An 18,083-nucleotide genomic window follows, 5' to 3' on the forward strand; every position below is an offset into this window, starting at 1 on the left:
TCAACCTGGTACCGGGCAAATACTTCGGGGCCTGTAGGAAGCCTTGTCTTCGAATTGAACAGAGCCCAGGGCAGAGCGAAAACAAATTTCGCTCTGCCCTGGCCGGAAAAAATGGTGACGATTATAAGCCTTGGGTGCCAGATCTTCGAACTTATAGTGTTGCGGGTAAGGTATACGCTTCCCCTAACGGGGCAGATACTCTATTGGACACCAATTCCCTTTCCGTCAATTCTACCGACCAGGTCGGGGGAGACTCTTCTGGCCGGGTCGTTCAAGGCTTGATGTTGGTCAATGCGGATACGGACCAAGATATTGGCGAGATTATCGAAGGCGGAGGTTTTAATCACAAAAATAACGGCACTTCCAATCTGGACATTAGGGCCGAACCTTCCGCAGATGCCGAGAGTGTCGTCTTTGATTATCAAGGCGAGGCAAACTACCATACAGAAAATGTTCCTGTCTATGCTATTGGTGGGAATTCCAATTGCGATTATTGGCCATGGATAGCCAATCTCGGCACCAATACCTTGACCGCTATCGCTTATGCCGAAGACCGGGGCGCCGCTAGTGCCGGATAACCGGTAACGGTAAAGTTTGAGATTCTCGATCAAGTCCTTAGACACCCCCAATAACCCACTGGAAGTCGGAGACGTGCCCACCGGATATTACATGTTATTAGTACAGAAAGGAGAAATGAACGAGCGGCGGCTCGTGTTTATTAGGTAAGGCGGTTGATTGGCCTTATAGATAAAGATAGTATAATCGAGTCTGAACTCGGCCGCGAGCAAGTTGGACCATTATAGGAAAATCTAAGGTGCAGTTATCTCGTCCTATACTTTCATAATTTCCGCTTCCTTGGCTTCTAAAAAGACATCGATTTTTTTACTGTAGGTGTCCGTAAGTTCCTGTACATCTACTTCGGCATTTTTGCGCAGATCTTCGGATATATCCAGGTCCCGGAGGTCTTTGTTGGCTTCTTGCCGGGAATTGCGCACTCCGATCTTGGCCTCTTCCGCAGCGGCCTTGGCCTGTTTGGTCAATTGAACCCGGCGTTCTTCCGTCAACGGGGGTACGTTAATAATTACAAAATCGCCGTTGTTCATAGGATTGAACCCCAGATTGGCATTCATGATCGCGGTTTCGATCGGTTGTAACATATTCTTTTCCCAAGGCTGTACCGAAATGGTACGGCCATCGGGGGTATTGATATTGGAAACTTGTGAAAGTGGTGTCTCCGAACCGTAGTATTCGACCATCACCGATGATAACATCGCGGGACTGGCCTTGCCGGCACGGATTTTCATAAACTCCTTTTCCAAATGCTTGATGGCGCCTGCCATACCTTCTTTAGCGGTATCTAATATAAACTGTACTTCTTCGTTCATAACTCAAATATAATAATAGCTAAATATCTTGAATGTTCTATCGATAAAAATAATATCCCCGATCGGCTTGGTAACCCAATCAAAGATTTACGACCGTCCCGATATTCTCGCCTTCTACCAATCTCAAAAGGTTACCGTTCTTGTTCATGTCAAACACTACGATAGGCAGTTCGTTCTCTTGACTTAGGGTAAAAGCGGTGGTATCCATAACTTTTAAGCCCTTTAAAAGCACATCTGCAAAGGAAATCGAATCGAATTTGGTGGCATCTTTATCCTTTTCGGGATCGGAAGTGTAGATGCCGTCTACCCGGGTTCCCTTTAAGATCACATCGGCCTCGATTTCGATGGCGCGTAATACGGCTGCCGAATCCGTTGTAAAATACGGATTCCCGGTTCCTCCGCCAAAAATGACGACGCGTCCTTTTTCTAGATGGCGCAACGCCCTTCGCCGGATAAAGGGTTCTGCCACTTCGTTGATGTGTATTGCAGATTGTAATCGGGTCTGGACCCCTGTGGTTTCCAAGGCGCTTTGTAAGGCCAGGCCGTTAATGACGGTGGCCAACATGCCCATATGGTCACCTTGCACACGATCCATACCGGTAGCCGCGCCCGCAACTCCCCGAAATATGTTTCCGCCTCCGATGACGATGGCAACTTCTACTCCTTTGTCCGCTACTTTCTTGATTTCCTCGGCATACTCCGCGAGCCGTTTGGGATCGATCCCGTATTGCTTTTCGCCCATCAGAGCCTCTCCGCTGAGTTTTAAAAGTATCCTCTTATATTGCATCCGAAACGATTTCTTTGCAGCAAAAATAGTCAAAAATTGTTTGTGGTACCGAAGAAAATGGGACGGGAGTTCGATGGTCCGTCTCCTTAATTCTTTGCCAATCATACCGCGGGTTTCTCCTAAAATTTATAATCTTGCATGGATTAATTGTAAAGCGGATGTCCGCATAAATTTAACAGTAAATGAACAGTTTTAAAAATTTGGTGTTACTGACCTTGACCGCTATCGCCTTTTACAGCTGCGGATCGACCAGAGGCTTGGTTACGGCCGATAAGACTCCGATTCGCACTTCCCTGGACCTTAAGAATGTCATCGACGATAAGGTCATGGTTTCTATAGACCCCGGGAGCTTTTCCACTGATGAGGTTACCTTTCATATTCCCAAAACGGTCCCAGGCACCTACAGTACCGATAATTACGGACAGTATATCGAAGACCTGAAGGCCTTGGATTATGGCGGAAAGGAGCTCGAAGTCACAAAATCGGACGAAAACACCTGGTTAATATCCAATGCCAAAAAGTTGGACAAGCTTACCTATTACGTGAACGATACCTACGACATGGAATCGAAAACCGAAAACGCGGTGTTTTCCCCGGCTGGAACGAATATTTTAAAGGATGAGAATTTCATGCTCAACCTGCACGGCTTTATCGGATATTTTAACGGCTTCAAGGAAGTGCCCTATGAGATCAAGATCAGTGTGCCCGAAAACCTCAAGCCCACGACGACCTTGCCTATGGCAGGGCCGACCGATACGTATCCCGAAATGGATGTTTTCACGGCCAGCCGCTATTTCGAAGTTATCGACAACCCTATTTTATACGCCGAACCCAACACCGAGTCGTTTCACCTGGATGATATCAAAGTTACATTAAGCGTGTATTCTCCCAACGACGTCTATAAGGCATCGGACCTTAAGGATAAAATGGAAAGGATGATGTCGGCCCAAAAAGCCTTCTTAGGCGATATCAACAGTACTAAAAAATACGATATCCTGCTGTATCTTTCTAAGTGGGACTCCACCGATGCCGGGGGGTTCGGTGCCTTGGAGCACCATACTTCCACTACGGTGGTATTGCCCGAGGCCATGCCGAAAGATCGATTGGAGCAGGCCATGATCGATGTGGTTTCGCATGAGTTTTTTCACACGGTAACACCGCTTAACATACATTCAAAAGAAGTTCATGATTTCGATTTTAACGACCCCAAAATGTCACGCCATCTTTGGATGTATGAAGGTACGACCGAATATTTCGCAAACCTTTTTCAGGTACAGCAGGGACTGATCGATGAAGCGGAATTTTACCAACGGATGATGGATAAAATTACCAACGCGAAAGCCTACGACGATGCCATGTCGTTTACGACCATGAGCCGCAATATTCTTGAAAAGCCCTACGAAAAGAATTATGCAAATGTTTACGAGAAAGGTGCTTTGATCAATATGGCTTTGGATATCGAGCTGCGGGAATTGAGCAACGGTGAAAACGGAGTCTTATGGCTCATGAAAGAGCTATCAAAAAAATACGGACAGGATAGGCCGTTCGAAGACGACGAATTGATCGATGAAATCGTTGCGATGACCTATCCGGAAATACGCGGGTTTTTTGATGCCCATGTTATTGGCAACACCCCGATCGATTACGACACCTACCTGGCCAAAGTCGGACTTAAGATGGAAAGATCCGAGAAACAGACCGGATATTTTCTTGACGGACAAGAACCTTTTATCGATATCGATCCGACCAAAAACAATGCGGTCTTCGTGCGTAAGGGTATTCCGCTCAATAGCTTTTTTACCGATTTGGGAGCAAAAGGGGGAGATGTGATAGAAAGCATTAACGGAGTACCGATAACATTGGAATCTATGCGACCTATCATCGGGGAAAGCTTTTCGTGGTCTCCCGATTCGAAAATCAGCATGACCGTTCGACGCGGGGATGAAGCGGTGAAGCTCGAGGGAGAGGTGGGTACGCCGATGCTCGAAGTAGGAACCATCGTGCCCGTAGAGAACGTCAGTCCCAATCAGGCGCTACTGCGAGAGGCTTGGTTGAAATCGCAAGCGATATCAATCTTGGTCCCGGGTAAAGGGAACGAATCGGACCGGTAATAGTTTTTCCGTCTTTATTTTGTTTTTCGATTTTGTGGCCAATATCAATTGTTGCACTGAACCTTGAGCTCCTTTGGGTATAATAAGGCGACCTCCCTCGTTGAGTTGTTCCAAAAGTGGCGGGGGAACCTCCTCCGCGCCAGCGGTGACGATGATGGCGTCAAAGGGTGCTTTTTCCGGCCAACCGCCGTAGCCGTCACCGACTTTGACATAGACATTGCTATATTCCAACCTTTGTAGTAGGTCTTCGGCCCTATGGCCCAGCTTTTCGACGATTTCGATGGTGTAAACAGAATCCACGATCTCGGCTAACACTGCGGCCTGGTACCCTGAGCCAGTTCCTATCTCAAGCACTTTATCACTGGGTTTGAGGTTTAACGATTGGGTCATAAATGCCACGATGTAGGGTTGCGAAATGGTCTGTCCTTCTCCGATGGGAAGCGGGCCGTCGTCATAGGCATCCCCTTTCAACCGATCTGGTACAAATTCGTGACGCGGTACTCTTGACATCGCCTGTAATGTTGGCCTGTCGGTTATGCCCCTATTCTTTAGTTGTTTTTCGACCATATGTGCCCTTTGTAGCTTGTAATCTGTCTGACCGAGGCTTGATACTGTTATAAATAGTACGAGTAAGGTAGTAAATAGTCTATACATGCCTTTCTTATTAAAGGTTATACCCATTAAGTCATACTGCCTCCATATAATATAAGTAAAATTTGAAAAACGAGCAATAGGAAAATGCCGTGGGCCTCATCATTTTTTGGAGAGGTATTCTTCATGACAACCTCGGGAATCATCTAAATGGCAACGGAAGGATACGAAAAAAGCCATCTCCGAGTATTTTGGGATGGCTTCTTTAATTTAAGAGCGTGATTTGATTCAGTACGTCAATGACTGAGTTCTTCTTCATCTTTTTGCAAAGGAACTGTCTGGGGTACGAAATCCTGACCTGGAAGTATGTATTCGTCGTTTTCATCGACTTTACTGTAATCGTAGGCCCAGCGGTGTACTTCAGGTATGGCCCCCGGCCAGTTGCCGTGAATGTGTTTTTGCGGTGCCGTCCATTCCAAGGTCGTTGCCTTCCATGGATTTTTTGGACCTCTTTCCCCGTAGAAGATACTATGTACGAAATTATAGGCGAAAATCAATTGGGCCCCCGCGGTAATCAGTGCAAATACGGTCATAAGTACCTGAATATCGGTAAGGTCGTCGAACATCGGAAAGGCGGTATTCTCATAATAGCGTCGTGGAACGCCCGCCATTCCAACGAAATGCATCGGGAAAAAGATACCATATGATCCGATAGCGGTAATCCAAAAATGGATATATCCCATATTTTTATTCATTAACCTGCCCTCGAACATTTTAGGGAACCAGTGATAAATACCGGCGAACATCCCGTAGAGTGCCGATATCCCCATAACCAAGTGAAAGTGGGCTACCACAAAATAAGTGTCGTGTACGTTGATGTCAAGGGTACTGTCACCTACGATAATACCGGTCAGTCCCCCGGTTATGAAAGTAGAGACCATACCTATGGAGAACAGCATAGCAGGATTCAATTGTAGGTTGCCTTTCCAGAGGGTAGTTATCCAGTTAAAAGCCTTGACCGCCGAAGGAATGGCGATTAAAAGTGTCGTAAAGGTAAAGACGGAGCCCAAGAACGGATTCATGCCGGACACGAACATATGGTGGCCCCAAACGATTGTAGATAAAAAGGCGATGGCCAATATAGACGCAATCATAGCGCGATATCCAAAAATAGGCTTTCGGGCGTTGACCGCCAATACTTCGGATACGATACCCATAGCAGGTAAGATGACAATATATACTTCCGGGTGCCCCAAAAACCAGAACAGATGCTCAAAAAGTACGGGTGATCCACCTTGATAATGCAATACCTCACCTTGGATAAAAATGTCCGACAAGAAAAAAGAAGTACCAAAACTTCGGTCCATAATCAATAGGAGGGCGGCCGATAAAAGTACCGGGAAGGTGACTACCCCGATAATGGCCGTGACAAAAAAGGCCCAGATGGTCAAGGGCAGGCGCGTCATCGACATTCCTTTGGTTCTCAAATTGATAACTGTCACTATGTAATTCAGGGAGCCCATTAACGATGATGCGATAAAAATCGCCATGGAAATCAGCCACAGGGTCATCCCCCAACCGGAACCCGGCTGTGCCATGGGCAACGCGCTCAGCGGAGGGTATATGGTCCATCCGGCAGCGGCGGGCCCCGCTTCAACGAACAAAGAGCCTAGCATGATAACCGAAGAGATGAAAAACAACCAGTAGGAGATCATGTTCAAAAACCCCGACGCCATATCGCGCGCGCCGATCTGAAGGGGAATCAATAGGTTACTGAAGGTTCCACTCAGACCTTGGGTAAGCACGAAAAAGACCATCAGGGTACCGTGTATGGTAACCAGCGCCAAATAAACGTCGGCATCCATGACGCCATCCGGTGCCCACTTTCCCAACAAAGCATCGAATACTGCGAAAGATTCGCCAGGCCATGCTAATTGCATTCTGAACAACAGTGACATAGCGATGCCTATAACCCCCATGATGAGCCCCGTGATTAAAAACTGTCGAGAGATCATTTTATGGTCCTGACTGAAGACGTACTTTGTGATGAAAGTCTCCTTATGATGGTGGGCATGCTCGTCATGAGCATTATCATCGGCTATGTGTGTATTCGCACTTACAGACATATTTTTTTTTTTAGTTTGTTACTTTACTTTTTCTAGCTTTTTTTCATTGCAAAAAGACTATCGTCCTTGCGCTTCGGTCGAGGCGGTTTCCGCCATGTCAGGCTCGGATTCGGAATCATCGCCCATGACATTTTCCTTGAAAGTTTTCTGATCGGCCATCCAGGCCTGATAGTCTTCTTGGCTCTCAACGATAATTTTCATTTGCATGTTGTAGTGCGATTTCCCGCAAATTTTGTTACACAATAAAACATAATCGAATTCCCAAGGATCGGAGTTATCCTCTCCATTTGCCGCCCGTTCTTTTCTAATATCATTGATGTTTTTCACCTTTTCGATGATTTCCGATTTCTGTCGCATCTCTGCCGTAGTGATGGTCGGTGTAAAGGAGAACTGGGTAATCATACCGGGTACCGCGTTCATTTGCGCGCGAAAGTGTGGCATGAAGACGGAGTGCAGCACATCTTGCGAACGGATCTTAAAATTTACCTTTCTTCCCACCGGTAGATGAAGCTCTTTTACGATGATATCATCAGCTGCATAGGTGTCGGATTCATCGATACCGAGAATGTTCGCCTTATTGATATCGATCATTCTGACATTGGCCAGGCCAAGTACATTGTCTTCTCCTGCATATCTGGCAGTCCAGTTAAATTGTTGTCCGTAAAGTTCGACAATCAAGGGGTCGTCTTCTTCATCGATACTCATGATGTTCGTCCAGGCATAGAGCCCCCACAGTATCAGTCCGGCCAAAACAATAACAGGAATAATGGTCCAGATAAACTCCAATCGGTCGTTGTCGGCATAAAACAGTGCTTTTTTGCCTTCTTTTCCTCGATACTTATATCCGAAGTAATGCAAAAGTGCCTGTGTTATGGTCTGAACAAAAAAGATGATAATCATGGATACGAGCATCAGGGAGTCATATTCCTCACCGTGTTCAGATGCTGCTTCCGGCAACAAGGTATTACCATATTTCCAAAAACTGAAGATGGTAATGCCGTAGATAAAGATCAGAAAAGCGAAAAGAAGATATCCGTTGGTGTTGTTATCGGAGTCGTTCGCTATTTGAGAACTTTCGGCCTTGAGTTGTGACAATTCGAATATTTTCGTCATTTGCCAAATGGCAATGGCCACTAAGATCAACACCGCTAAAATCAAAACTGTAGTCATCGTATGCTCTACTATTATGCGTTAAAATTACTCAACAATTACCTATTTTAATAATGAAAGTGCCTACTTTCTTCGATATAGGGATTGCGTTTAGGCTGTAAGGGTGCGCTGGCCAAAGCTCGGAATACCCAAAAAATAAACAGTCCCGCGAAGAACAGGATGGAACCGAGTTCCGGTATGCCTATATACCATTGATCTCCAACGGTCGAAGGCGTAATCATTTGAAAGAAATTGACGTACTGCCCCACTAAAAGGATGATGCCTGACATGACTACAAACCAGTTGATCCGTTTATAATCACTGTTCATCAACAGCAAGAAAGGAAGTACGAAGTTAGTTACAAGCATTCCGAAGAACAGTATTTTATAATCAGCGATGCGCTGGACGAAATAAGTGACTTCTTCGGGGATATTGGCATACCATATAAGCATAAACTGTGAGAACCAGAGATAGGCCCAAAAGATACTGAAACCGAACATATATTTAGCCAAATCGTGAACATGGCTATCATTGACATCGGGCAGATACCCCATGGTTTTCAGATAAATGGTAACCATGGCGATGACCGTTACCCCCGATACCATCATACTTGCAAAAACATACCATCCAAAAAGAGTACTGAACCAGTGCGGTTCTATGCTCATGATCCAGTCCCATGATACCATGGATTCTGTAATGAGGTAAAAAACAAGAAAACCTGCAGAAATCCTAAAGTTCAGTTTAAAGTTTGAATTGTCCTCCGATTCGTCCTGGCGCAACGATAGTCGTCTGGAATATTCGCGATAGGCAATCCATCCCCCCAAAAAGACGACCGCTCGAATCAGAAAGAAGGTCGGGTTCAGATAACCGGATTTGCCCTGCAGTAAATGGTCGTTGGCTACGACCTCGGGATCCATCCAAACGAATAAGTGGTTCATGTGCAGTACGGATAGGAGCAGAATAACGAATACAATTATTCCGCCAGGCACCAAATAGGCCGTTATGCCTTCCATTACCCTGAAAAGCAAGGGCGTCCAGCCTGCTTGAGCGGCTCGGTGAATGGCATAGAAGGCCAATACCCCCAAGGCGATCATAAAGAAAAACAGCGCGGCCACGTACAAGGCGGACCATGGGCGGTTCTGTAATTGGTGCAATAAATGTTCCCCGTGGTCGGCATCGTGTTCACCCGCTTGGGCATCCAAGGCATTACCATGCTCGATTTCCGCGCCCATGCCTATGGCGGCATCTTCGTTTTCTTCGTATTCCCCGGCATCGGAGGCTGCAGCTTCATGGCCGTCATCGTGTTCCGATACCATGGCCTGGGCTTCCTCGACGGTATTCGGTGCCATCAGAAAACCACCGATGATGCCCAACGCACCGACTACCATCAAAACAATGGCCCCAATTTTTAAGTTATTCGAAATTGTGTACATATATCTGCGTGCTAATCTATTATTTTGATAAATCGTCTTTCAGTTTCATGACATACTCCGATACTTGCCACATTTCCTTGGTATTCATCTGCGAGGCATATGAACCCATGGCGTTCAAGCCGTAATGTACAGTATGATAGGCGGTGCCCACGGTAATATTACGTGCCGGATCGGCATAACTGGGTACGCCCAATATCTTTTCGCGCTTTACCAGGGTGCCTTGGCCTTCACCTTTATCACCATGGCAAATGGCACAATATATGGTATATAATTGCCCTCCGACGGCCAAGTTCTCCTCCCGGTCTGTCGAATCTAATGGGCTGGACAGCAAACGGGCCTGTTCTTTGCCTTCCGGACTGTCTTCGATACCATAGGGTATCCATCCACGCATGATCGTGTTCTCGACAGGCCTCTGGGCTTCCGTCCCTCCAGGGAGAAAATAAACCTCGTCGTAGGTTTCATAACCTACAGCATCGTACATGTTGGGCATGTACTCATAGTTTCTCTCGTTTTTGTCGAAGCACGATGCCAAAAGAAAAACCATGCCCAATAGCAACCCTAAATTTTTGAAATTGTTCATCATCAATGACTATCTTTTTCCAATATATTAATCTCTACTGCCCCGGTATCCCATAGCAAGTTTTTCAAATCAATTTCATTTTCATGAATTTCGATTTCCATGATGAAATGGTCGTCGGTAGAACGAACATCGGGATTTTCCGCTTTTTTGAAAGGCCACAAACGGCTTCTTAGGTAAAAGGTGATGACCATCAGGTGTGCTGCAAAGAACACTGTGAGCTCGAACATGATTGGGACAAAGGCCGGCATGTTCTCGATATAGCTGAAACTCGGTTTGCCACCGATGTCCTGAGGCCAATCTTCTATCATCATATAGTTCATCATCACAATTGATACGACAAGGCCGACACAACCGTAAAGGAACGATGTTATCGCGATACGGGTCGGGGCCAGGCCCATGGCTTTGTCCAACCCGTGGACGGGGAAAGGACAATATACCTCTTCAATGTGATGTTTGGCCGCCTTTACCTTACCAACGGCATGCATCAACACGTCGTCGTCGTTATAATATGCATGTATCGTTTTAGATGCCATAGTTTTTAAATTCTAGTTTCCCGACATTTCCGGGCGAGCTTATCAAGTTCTGGTCTGTCGCTACCGAAAGACCGGCACAACTAAGCCCTGAACATAATCTCTCAATAATTAATGATCGCTAATTATTACTTACTACTTTTTTTGATACTATCAAGGCTTTACGGCCATCGCTTTGCCCTATTTGTTTCTTTCCTTGCCGCTGAGCAATCTTGCCTGTCCGGCCCAATCGTCACGTTGCGCCCTCCCGGGGAACGATTCCGTAATGGTATCCAATAGGTCGTATTCCCGTTTGGTCATTCTTGCGACCTGGGCGAAGGTAAAGATTCCGATGTCGTTGAGGGTAGCTTCCATCTGCGGACCGATTCCTTTTATCTTTTTAAGGTCGTCGGGTTTCTCTTGTGCCGCATCGAACCTACCGATGGTGCGCAATAAATCGGAAACGCCGGTTTTGTTATCCTTTGGGGGAACCACCTCGCCCATCAAAACATCTTGGGTAACTGACTCTTGTTCGGGTTCGATCCTATTCATCTTTTCGATGGTATACAATGGCTTCCCAGCTTCACGTAATTTCTTATAGCGTTCGCCCGAGGATTTCAAAATGGTCTTCACTTCCGCCTGGGCAATAACCGGAAAGGTTCTCGCGTACAGAAGAAATAATACAAAGAAAAATCCGATGGTCCCGATAAATATTCCGATATCGACGAAAGTCGGCGAGAACATGGTCCATGACGAAGGTAAATAATCGCGGTGCAACGAGGTAACGATAATCACGAAACGCTCGAACCACATCCCTATGTTCACGACAATCGAAATGAAAAACGAGAACATAATACTGGTCCGTAATTTTTTGAACCACATAAACTGCGGGGAGAATACATTACAGGTCATCATACTCCAATAGGCCCACCAGTAAGGCCCGGTAGCCCGATTCAAGAAGGCATATTGCTCGTACTCGACACCAGAATACCAAGCCATAAACAGTTCGGTGATATAGGCACATCCTACAATCGAACCGGTAAGCATAATTACGATATTCATCAATTCGATATGCTGCACGGTGATATACGCTTCAAGACTACATACCTTACGCATGATAATCAGAAGGGTATTCACCATGGCAAAACCCGAAAATATGGCTCCAGCTACAAAATAGGGCGGAAAAATGGTGGTGTGCCATCCAGGCACGATGGAAGTGGCAAAGTCAAAAGATACAATGGTGTGTACGGAAAGTACCAAGGGCGTGGCAAGACCTGCCAATACTAAGGATACCTCTTCGAAACGTTGCCAGTCTTTGGCACGACCGGTCCATCCAAAGCTCAATAGACTGTAAATTTTCTTCTGAAAAGGTTTGACCGCCCGGTCACGGATCATGGCGAAATCGGGTAAAAGTCCCGTCCACCAGAATACCAAGGAAACGGAGAGATAGGTCGATATGGCAAAAACGTCCCAGAGCAGGGGGGAGTTAAAATTGACCCATAACGAACCGAACTGGTTCGGGATAGGCAGCACCCAATAGGCCAACCAGGGGCGGCCCATGTGAATGACGGGGAAAAGCCCTGCCTGTATGACCGAAAAGATGGTCATCGCCTCCGCAGAACGGTTGATGGCCATTCTCCACTTTTGCCGGAAGAGCAGCAGTACCGCGGAAATCAATGTGCCCGCGTGTCCTATTCCTACCCACCAAACAAAGTTGGTAATGTCCCACGCCCAGCCTATGGTCTTGTTGAGTCCCCATGTTCCGATGCCTGTGGACACGGTGTAAATGATACAACCTACACCCCAGAGAAACGCGACCAGAGCGATGGAAAAAACAATCCACCAATGTTTGTTCGCCTTTCCTTCGACGGGAGCGGCGATATCCACGCTAACATCGTGGTAACCTTTGTCCCCGAGAACCAAGGGCTTTCGAATAGGTGCTTCGTAATGCGACGCCATAAATATTAATTATAATTACTTAACTTTTAACTTCTTATGCCTCGTTGGTATTTCGCACTTTTACGTGGTAGAATACGTTGGGTTTTGTGTTCAGGTACTCTAACAAATGATACATTCTATTGCTTTCGAGCAATTCCGAAACCTGGCTTTCCTCGTCATTGATATCGCCGAAAACCATTGCACCGTTGCTACAAGCGGCAGAACACGCCGTTTGAAATTCTCCGTCCTTTATAGTGCGACCATCTCTTTTGGCATCTAAAATGGTTTTTTGCGTCATTTGGATACACATCGAACATTTTTCCATGACCCCCCTGGAACGGACGTTGACGTCCGGATTGATGACCATTTTGCCTAGGTCATTGTTCATGTGGTAGTCGAATTCATCGTTATTATTGTACAGGAACCAGTTGAAGCGCCGTACTTTGTAAGGGCAGTTGTTGGCACAGTATCGCGTGCCTACGCAACGATTATAAGCCATTTGGTTCTGGCCCTGCCTACCGTGCGAAGTTGCCGCGACGGGACAAACCGTTTCACACGGGGCATGGTTACAATGTTGGCACATGACAGGTTGAAAGACTACCTGGGGGTTCGTAGCGGGATCTTCCATCTCGTCGAAACCGCCCAGGGATCCTTTGTCGCCCCAGAGCCCGTCCATTTCCTCCTTTTTCGTGAGGTCCTCTTCGAAAGTGTCCTCGGAGGAATAATACCGGTCGATACGCAACCAGTGCATATCCCTACTTTTTCTGACCTCGGCCTTCCCGACTACGGGTACATTGTTCTCCGCATGGCACGCGATAACACATGCGCCACAGCCCGTACAGGCGTTTAAGTCGATGGAGAGATTAAAATGGTGGCCTACGGAACGATCAAAACCTCTCCAAAGGTCCACCGATGTGGCGGGAACTTCTTGATGGCTCAATGATACTTGGGGCACATGGTTCCACTCCGCATGATCTTTGGTATTGAAGATTTCCAAAGTGGTCTCTTTGATGATATCGCCCCGCCCCATTAAGGTTTTATGTAGCTGGACGCATGCGAATTCGTGAACGCCGGAAGCCTTTTCTATGGTAGCGGATTGGATGTTCTTAAAATCCCGATACAGGGGATACGCATTTACCCCGGTCTGCATTTCGGTTTTCATTCCCACTGTCTTTCCGTAACCGAACGAAAGTCCGATGGAGCCGGTGGCCTGCCCAGGCTGTATGATTACCGGAACGTTATTTATGGTAGCGCCGTTAACCGATACATTGGCATAGCTACCGTTCATCCCGCCGTCTGCAACATGTGGGTTCTCAAAGCCCATCCGATCGGCATCCGCTTTGGAAACTGTTACATAATTATCCCAAGAAACACGCGTAATCGGGTCTGGAAATTCTTGTAACCAAGGGTTATTGGCCTGATCGCCCGCGCCCATCCCCGTTTTGGAATAAAGCGTTAACTCCATTCCGTTACCGCTGGTGGCGTTGGTCAGGTAGTTGATGGCGGTAGCGATCGGGATGGCCCGAACCTCGTTCATGGCCTCGTCTTGGACGGCTGTACCAGTCTGCTCCTTGTCTTCTTCGGAAGTCGTATTATCAGGGTCTGCCGATGCTTCGTTGATGGACTGACCCGTCATTCCCAATTCTTGCGTAAGTTCGGAGGTCATTGTCGACATGATCGGGAACATGTTGGGGCCGACGTTGTCTTTGGATGGCAATACCCCATCGTGCAATGCCTTGTTCCAATCCCCACCGTTAAGTATAGAAGTGTCCCATGTTTCCTTAACGTAATCGTAGTACGTTTTATCGCTGTCCAACCATTTCAAAAGGGCCGCTTGAAACTGTCGGGTATCGAACAGTTCTCTAATGGTCGGCTGCATCAAACTGAAATGTCCTTTTTTGATCTGCAGGTCGCCCCAAGACTCCAGATAATGATTTGCAGCGCCTGTATACTGGGTCACTTCGGTGGTCTCGTTCCAGTTGGCGGAGAAGATTACCGATAGGTCCACTTGCTCCATACCTTCCTTGAAGTCGGCAGCGTTGGGCAAGGTGTACATGGGGTTGACGCCATCCATGATCAGGGCACCGACCTTTCCGCCCTTCATATCCTCGATCAGTTTGTTAACGGCCTTGACGTTTCCTTGGCGCACATAACGTGGCATTTCGGGGTCGAAGGCCTTGCTCCCTAACATTTCGTTTATGGCCAAGACCACGGTTTGGGCATGTACGTCATCTAGTCCGCATACCACCACGGCGTTGCCCTTGTTTTTTCGTATCTGGGAGGCGAGGTCATCAATGACCCGCTGTACGTTTTCGTCAAGCTCGCCGCCAACGTTGGTGCCGTTTAATTTGGCATAGAGTTGCGCCAAGGCCACTTTTTGAAGCATCGGAGTAAGAGGTACCCTCTTATCTGCGTTAGCGCCGGTCAGCGACATATTCGCCTCGAACTGTACGTGGCGCGACATCTTGCCATTTTTTGGAATACGGCCCTTTGCGTAGCCGCTGTCATAGCCTCCGCCTTGCCAGTCGCCCAAAAAGTCGGCCCCGAAGGAAACAATAAGGTCTGCTTTTGCGAAATCGTAGTCCGCAAGGGCGCGCTCCCCATATTTGCCCTGATAGGCATCTAGCGCGGCATCTTCGGAAACGGCATCGTAGGTCACGTGGTTCACGTTGGGGTACTGCGTCTTGAACTCCGCCATTAACCTTTGGGTAGATGGGCTAGCGTAGGTCTGGGTCAATACGGCTATCTGTTGGGCTGAATTGCCTGAATTCCCTAATTTGGATTTTACAGCGGCGTCCAAGGCGCTCCATTCCACAGGTTCGCCGTCAGCCAACGGACCTTGAAGACGGGTGCTGTCATAAAGGGACAGCACGGAAGCTTGGACGCGGGCGTTAGCACCTCCTCCGACTTTGGCATCGACATTGTTCTCGACCTTGATGGGCCGCCCTTCGCGGGTCTTTACCAGGATACTGGCAAAATCGAAACCGTTGGCAATGCTTGTTGCAAAGTAGTTGGCCACCCCCGGTACAATGTTCTCGGGCTGGACTACATAGGGAATGGACTTTTTTACCGGGCCCTGACATGCCGCTAGGGAAGCGGCCGCAGTACTGAAGCCGATGTATTTTAAAAAATCCCTTCTGTTGGTAGATGAATCGGATAATTTTTCTTTGTCACCCAAAAAGTCATCGACCGGAATTTCCTCGACAAACTCGTTTTGCCGTAGCGTCTCGACAATGGAGTCATTGGGATTCAACTCCGCTTCGTTCTTCCAGTATTTCTTATTTGATGCCATACGTTTACCTGTAATTAGCTGCTCTCTTATTCTGTTAATAGTGACACTTGCCACACTCGATTCCTCCCATGTCGGCAACCGTAACCTTCTCTACCCCATATTTTTTCGCGAGCTGGGCGTGTATTTTTTCATAGTACTCGCTACCTTCCATGTTAATTTCGGTTTCCCGGTGGCATTCGATACACCACCCCATGGTCAGAGGCGAATACTGATACATAATTTCCATTTCTTCGACGGGGCCATGGCACTCCTGACATTGTATGCCCGCTACCGAAACGTGCTGGGAGTGATTGAAATACACAAGGTCGGGCAGGTTATGGATGCGGACCCATTCGACCGGTTGGGTCTCTCCGGTATATTGCTGGTTCTCATCGTCCCAGCCTACCGCTGCATATAATTTCTTTATTTCCTCGTTATAGTCCACCCCATATTCCTCCTTTCCTACGGCCAAGGTTTCCTCGGAGACCTCATAGATCGATTTGTGGCAGTTCATACATACGTTCAAGGACGGAATTCCGGAATGTTTTGAGACCCGTGCCGATGAGTGGCAAAATTTACAATCGACCTTGTCTTCTCCCGCATGGATACGATGTGAGAAATGGATAGGCTGAATCGGTTCGTAGCCTTGATCCACCCCGATCTGCATCATCCATCCGTAAGCGTAATAGGCTCCGGCCAACAGCAAGAATATCACGGAAACGAAAACAAGGAATTGATTTTTTGCGAAGGCCTTCCAAATGGGAAGTCGCTTTTCGGTCCTTTCTTTTTCGACCGCGATTCCATTGGCAGCGGCAATGCGCTTTAAAGTCTTGTTCACCAAGAAAAGCATGACTACCAAAAGGCCGAAGACCAGGGTCAACGCCCCCAAAATAATTTCGTTGGAGACGCCACCGGAAGATCCATCACCTCCAGCCCCGCCTGCGGCTGCCGCGTCGTCCGTCTTTGCAGCGGTTGTAGGGGGCGCAGCGGTATAGGCCAAAATATTGTCGATATCTTCGTTGCTCAGGGTCGGGAAGGGAGTCATTGCCGCCTGGTTGTACTCCTCGTAAATTTCATTGGCATAGGGGTCGCCATCGGCAATCATCCCCGGACTGTTTTTAATCCATTCATAGAGCCAGTCCTTGCCCAATCCCTCTTCTTCCTGCAGCTTCGACTCGATGTTGGCCAGGGCGGGCCCGGTCATTTTACGGTTCAGGGCGTGACAGGCAGCGCAGTTTTGGTTGAACAGCTGTTTCCCGGCAGCCGGGTCCCCGTCAAGTTCGGCCGTGGCTTCCTCACCGCCTTCGGCCGATTCCGTAGCCGCGACGTCATCGGCCTCGGCCTCTTCCTGCGCGCTAATGGAAGCTGTAAAGAGAAGGAAAAATAGTACACCTACACCTAAAACTCTGGGAATTCGAGAACAGTACGAAAGCTTTTGCATATGGACTTGATTTCTATCTTAACTTTTGGCACGATTTTTACAAGCTTGTAGAACGCTTTACTAGGTTTAATCCATGCCAAAATCAAGTGCAAAAGTAAGGATTAGACTTTGGTTTGTAAATGTTAATGGATTGATAACACTTAATTTATAACTGTTCTAAATAGTTGCTTTTTCATCATCCCTGTGGTTTAAAAATCTACTTTTGTATAATGCTTTTACCACCAATTAATTGCAAATTATGAAAAGAATTGTATGCCTTCTGTACTTTGCGGCGTCCGCCGCTTTTGTCCAAGCGCAAAAGGGAGAGGTCAATATCGCACAAGATCAAAAAATATCCGATTTGTTGGCGATTTACAAAACGGCTAACGAAAGTGCTGCTTATTATCGCATTCAGGTCGGCTTTGGTTCACACGATAGGGCCCAGGAGATTAAATCGAAAGTCGAGATAGACTTTCCAAACCTTTCTTCCCATATTGATTTTGATTCCCCTACCTATCGGGTACGGGTAGGCCGTTTTAGGGATAAGCTCGATGCGGAGCGCAAGTTCAGGGAAGTGCGTAAGAAGTATCCCGATGCCATGTTATTACAGCCTAAAAAATCATCGCGATAAAACATCCCGGCTTGGTACTACAGCGGATATCGGCTGTAGGATGCCCCTAGGGCTTAGCTATAAAACCAGACAGCCCTAAAATAAAAATCGACCGCTATGGGTCGATTTTTTTTAATTGGGGACCTGCCTTTCGGAAGGCAAATTTGAATTTT

At 47.2% G+C, this 18,083-nt stretch carries 14 protein-coding genes; 3 read left to right on the plus strand and 11 right to left on the minus strand.

The window, feature by feature from the left end; genetic code table 11:
- The first annotated feature begins 134 nt into the window (after window positions 1-134).
- The gene (locus RQM65_RS12315; RefSeq protein WP_314015391.1) at window positions 135-578 is read left to right on the plus strand and encodes a hypothetical protein; all 444 of its coding nucleotides are present in this window, start codon (window positions 135-137) and stop codon (window positions 576-578) included.
- A gap of 252 nt (window positions 579-830) precedes the next feature.
- On the opposite strand, the gene frr is transcribed toward RQM65_RS12315, so the two are convergent.
- A complete protein-coding gene (gene frr, locus RQM65_RS12320) occupies window positions 831-1,385 on the minus strand; it encodes a ribosome recycling factor (protein ID WP_314015393.1) in 555 nt (184 codons plus the stop codon).
- Between the two features lie 79 nt (window positions 1,386-1,464).
- Window positions 1,465-2,172, minus strand: a complete 708-nt coding sequence (pyrH, locus tag RQM65_RS12325) for a UMP kinase (RefSeq protein WP_314016831.1) — start codon at window positions 2,170-2,172, stop codon at window positions 1,465-1,467.
- 182 nt (window positions 2,173-2,354) lie between these two features.
- Between pyrH and RQM65_RS12330 the strand changes: the two genes are divergently transcribed.
- Window positions 2,355-4,283, plus strand: a complete 1,929-nt coding sequence (locus tag RQM65_RS12330) for a M61 family metallopeptidase (protein WP_314015394.1) — start codon at window positions 2,355-2,357, stop codon at window positions 4,281-4,283.
- On the opposite strand, the gene RQM65_RS12335 is transcribed toward RQM65_RS12330, so the two are convergent.
- The 9 genes from RQM65_RS12335 to RQM65_RS12375 form a co-directional block, all read right to left on the minus strand.
- A complete protein-coding gene (locus RQM65_RS12335; RefSeq protein WP_314015396.1) occupies window positions 4,242-4,937 on the minus strand; it encodes a protein-L-isoaspartate(D-aspartate) O-methyltransferase in 696 nt (231 codons plus the stop codon). The two genes, RQM65_RS12330 and RQM65_RS12335, sit on opposite strands and share 42 nt — an antisense overlap.
- 233 nt (window positions 4,938-5,170) lie before the next feature.
- On the minus strand, window positions 5,171-7,000 hold the full coding sequence (locus RQM65_RS12340; protein WP_314015398.1) for a cytochrome c oxidase subunit I: 1,830 nt from the start codon (window positions 6,998-7,000) through the stop codon (window positions 5,171-5,173).
- 57 nt (window positions 7,001-7,057) lie between these two features.
- Complete coding sequence (locus RQM65_RS12345) at window positions 7,058-8,170, minus strand: cytochrome c oxidase subunit II (protein ID WP_314015400.1); 1,113 nt, start codon at window positions 8,168-8,170, stop codon at window positions 7,058-7,060.
- 47 nt (window positions 8,171-8,217) lie between these two features.
- Window positions 8,218-9,582, minus strand: coding sequence for a quinol:cytochrome C oxidoreductase (locus RQM65_RS12350; RefSeq protein WP_314015402.1), 1,365 nt, complete (start codon window positions 9,580-9,582; stop codon window positions 8,218-8,220).
- Window positions 9,583-9,601: 19 nt separating this feature from the next.
- Window positions 9,602-10,165, minus strand: coding sequence for a c-type cytochrome (locus RQM65_RS12355; protein ID WP_314015403.1), 564 nt, complete (start codon window positions 10,163-10,165; stop codon window positions 9,602-9,604).
- Window positions 10,165-10,695: a DUF3341 domain-containing protein gene (locus RQM65_RS12360; RefSeq protein WP_314015405.1), complete on the minus strand. Its 531-nt coding sequence runs from the start codon at window positions 10,693-10,695 to the stop codon at window positions 10,165-10,167. The genes RQM65_RS12355 and RQM65_RS12360 overlap by 1 nt, the downstream gene beginning before the upstream one ends.
- 177 nt (window positions 10,696-10,872) lie before the next feature.
- The gene (locus RQM65_RS12365) at window positions 10,873-12,630 is read right to left on the minus strand and encodes a helix-hairpin-helix domain-containing protein (protein ID WP_314015406.1); all 1,758 of its coding nucleotides are present in this window, start codon (window positions 12,628-12,630) and stop codon (window positions 10,873-10,875) included.
- Window positions 12,631-12,664: 34 nt separating this feature from the next.
- A complete protein-coding gene (locus RQM65_RS12370; protein WP_314015408.1) occupies window positions 12,665-15,901 on the minus strand; it encodes a TAT-variant-translocated molybdopterin oxidoreductase in 3,237 nt (1,078 codons plus the stop codon).
- A 34-nt stretch (window positions 15,902-15,935) separates the two neighbouring features.
- Window positions 15,936-17,321, minus strand: coding sequence for a cytochrome c3 family protein (locus RQM65_RS12375; protein ID WP_314015409.1), 1,386 nt, complete (start codon window positions 17,319-17,321; stop codon window positions 15,936-15,938).
- A gap of 238 nt (window positions 17,322-17,559) precedes the next feature.
- Between RQM65_RS12375 and RQM65_RS12380 the strand changes: the two genes are divergently transcribed.
- Window positions 17,560-17,931, plus strand: coding sequence for an SPOR domain-containing protein (locus tag RQM65_RS12380; RefSeq protein WP_314015411.1), 372 nt, complete (start codon window positions 17,560-17,562; stop codon window positions 17,929-17,931).
- Window positions 17,932-18,083 lie beyond the last annotated feature (152 nt).

Origin of the sequence: Pricia mediterranea (genome assembly GCF_032248455.1) — a bacterium.
GTDB lineage: Bacteria > Bacteroidota > Bacteroidia > Flavobacteriales > Flavobacteriaceae > Pricia > Pricia mediterranea.

What these genes read in the sequence shown, in the direction of transcription:
- RQM65_RS12375 (WP_314015409.1), bottom strand. Translation starts at nt 17,321, where the DNA reads ATGCAAAAGCTTTCGTACTGTTCTCGAATTCCCAGAGTTTTAGGTGTA.
- RQM65_RS12330 (WP_314015394.1), top strand. Translation starts at nt 2,355, where the DNA reads ATGAACAGTTTTAAAAATTTGGTGTTACTGACCTTGACCGCTATCGCC.
- RQM65_RS12370 (WP_314015408.1), bottom strand. Translation starts at nt 15,901, where the DNA reads ATGGCATCAAATAAGAAATACTGGAAGAACGAAGCGGAGTTGAATCCC.
- RQM65_RS12350 (WP_314015402.1), bottom strand. Translation starts at nt 9,582, where the DNA reads ATGTACACAATTTCGAATAACTTAAAAATTGGGGCCATTGTTTTGATG.
- RQM65_RS12335 (WP_314015396.1), bottom strand. Translation starts at nt 4,937, where the DNA reads ATGTATAGACTATTTACTACCTTACTCGTACTATTTATAACAGTATCA.
- frr (WP_314015393.1), bottom strand. Translation starts at nt 1,385, where the DNA reads ATGAACGAAGAAGTACAGTTTATATTAGATACCGCTAAAGAAGGTATG.
- RQM65_RS12380 (WP_314015411.1), top strand. Translation starts at nt 17,560, where the DNA reads ATGAAAAGAATTGTATGCCTTCTGTACTTTGCGGCGTCCGCCGCTTTT.
- RQM65_RS12340 (WP_314015398.1), bottom strand. Translation starts at nt 7,000, where the DNA reads ATGTCTGTAAGTGCGAATACACACATAGCCGATGATAATGCTCATGAC.
- RQM65_RS12345 (WP_314015400.1), bottom strand. Translation starts at nt 8,170, where the DNA reads ATGACTACAGTTTTGATTTTAGCGGTGTTGATCTTAGTGGCCATTGCC.
- RQM65_RS12365 (WP_314015406.1), bottom strand. Translation starts at nt 12,630, where the DNA reads ATGGCGTCGCATTACGAAGCACCTATTCGAAAGCCCTTGGTTCTCGGG.
- RQM65_RS12355 (WP_314015403.1), bottom strand. Translation starts at nt 10,165, where the DNA reads ATGATGAACAATTTCAAAAATTTAGGGTTGCTATTGGGCATGGTTTTT.
- pyrH (WP_314016831.1), bottom strand. Translation starts at nt 2,172, where the DNA reads ATGCAATATAAGAGGATACTTTTAAAACTCAGCGGAGAGGCTCTGATG.
- RQM65_RS12360 (WP_314015405.1), bottom strand. Translation starts at nt 10,695, where the DNA reads ATGGCATCTAAAACGATACATGCATATTATAACGACGACGACGTGTTG.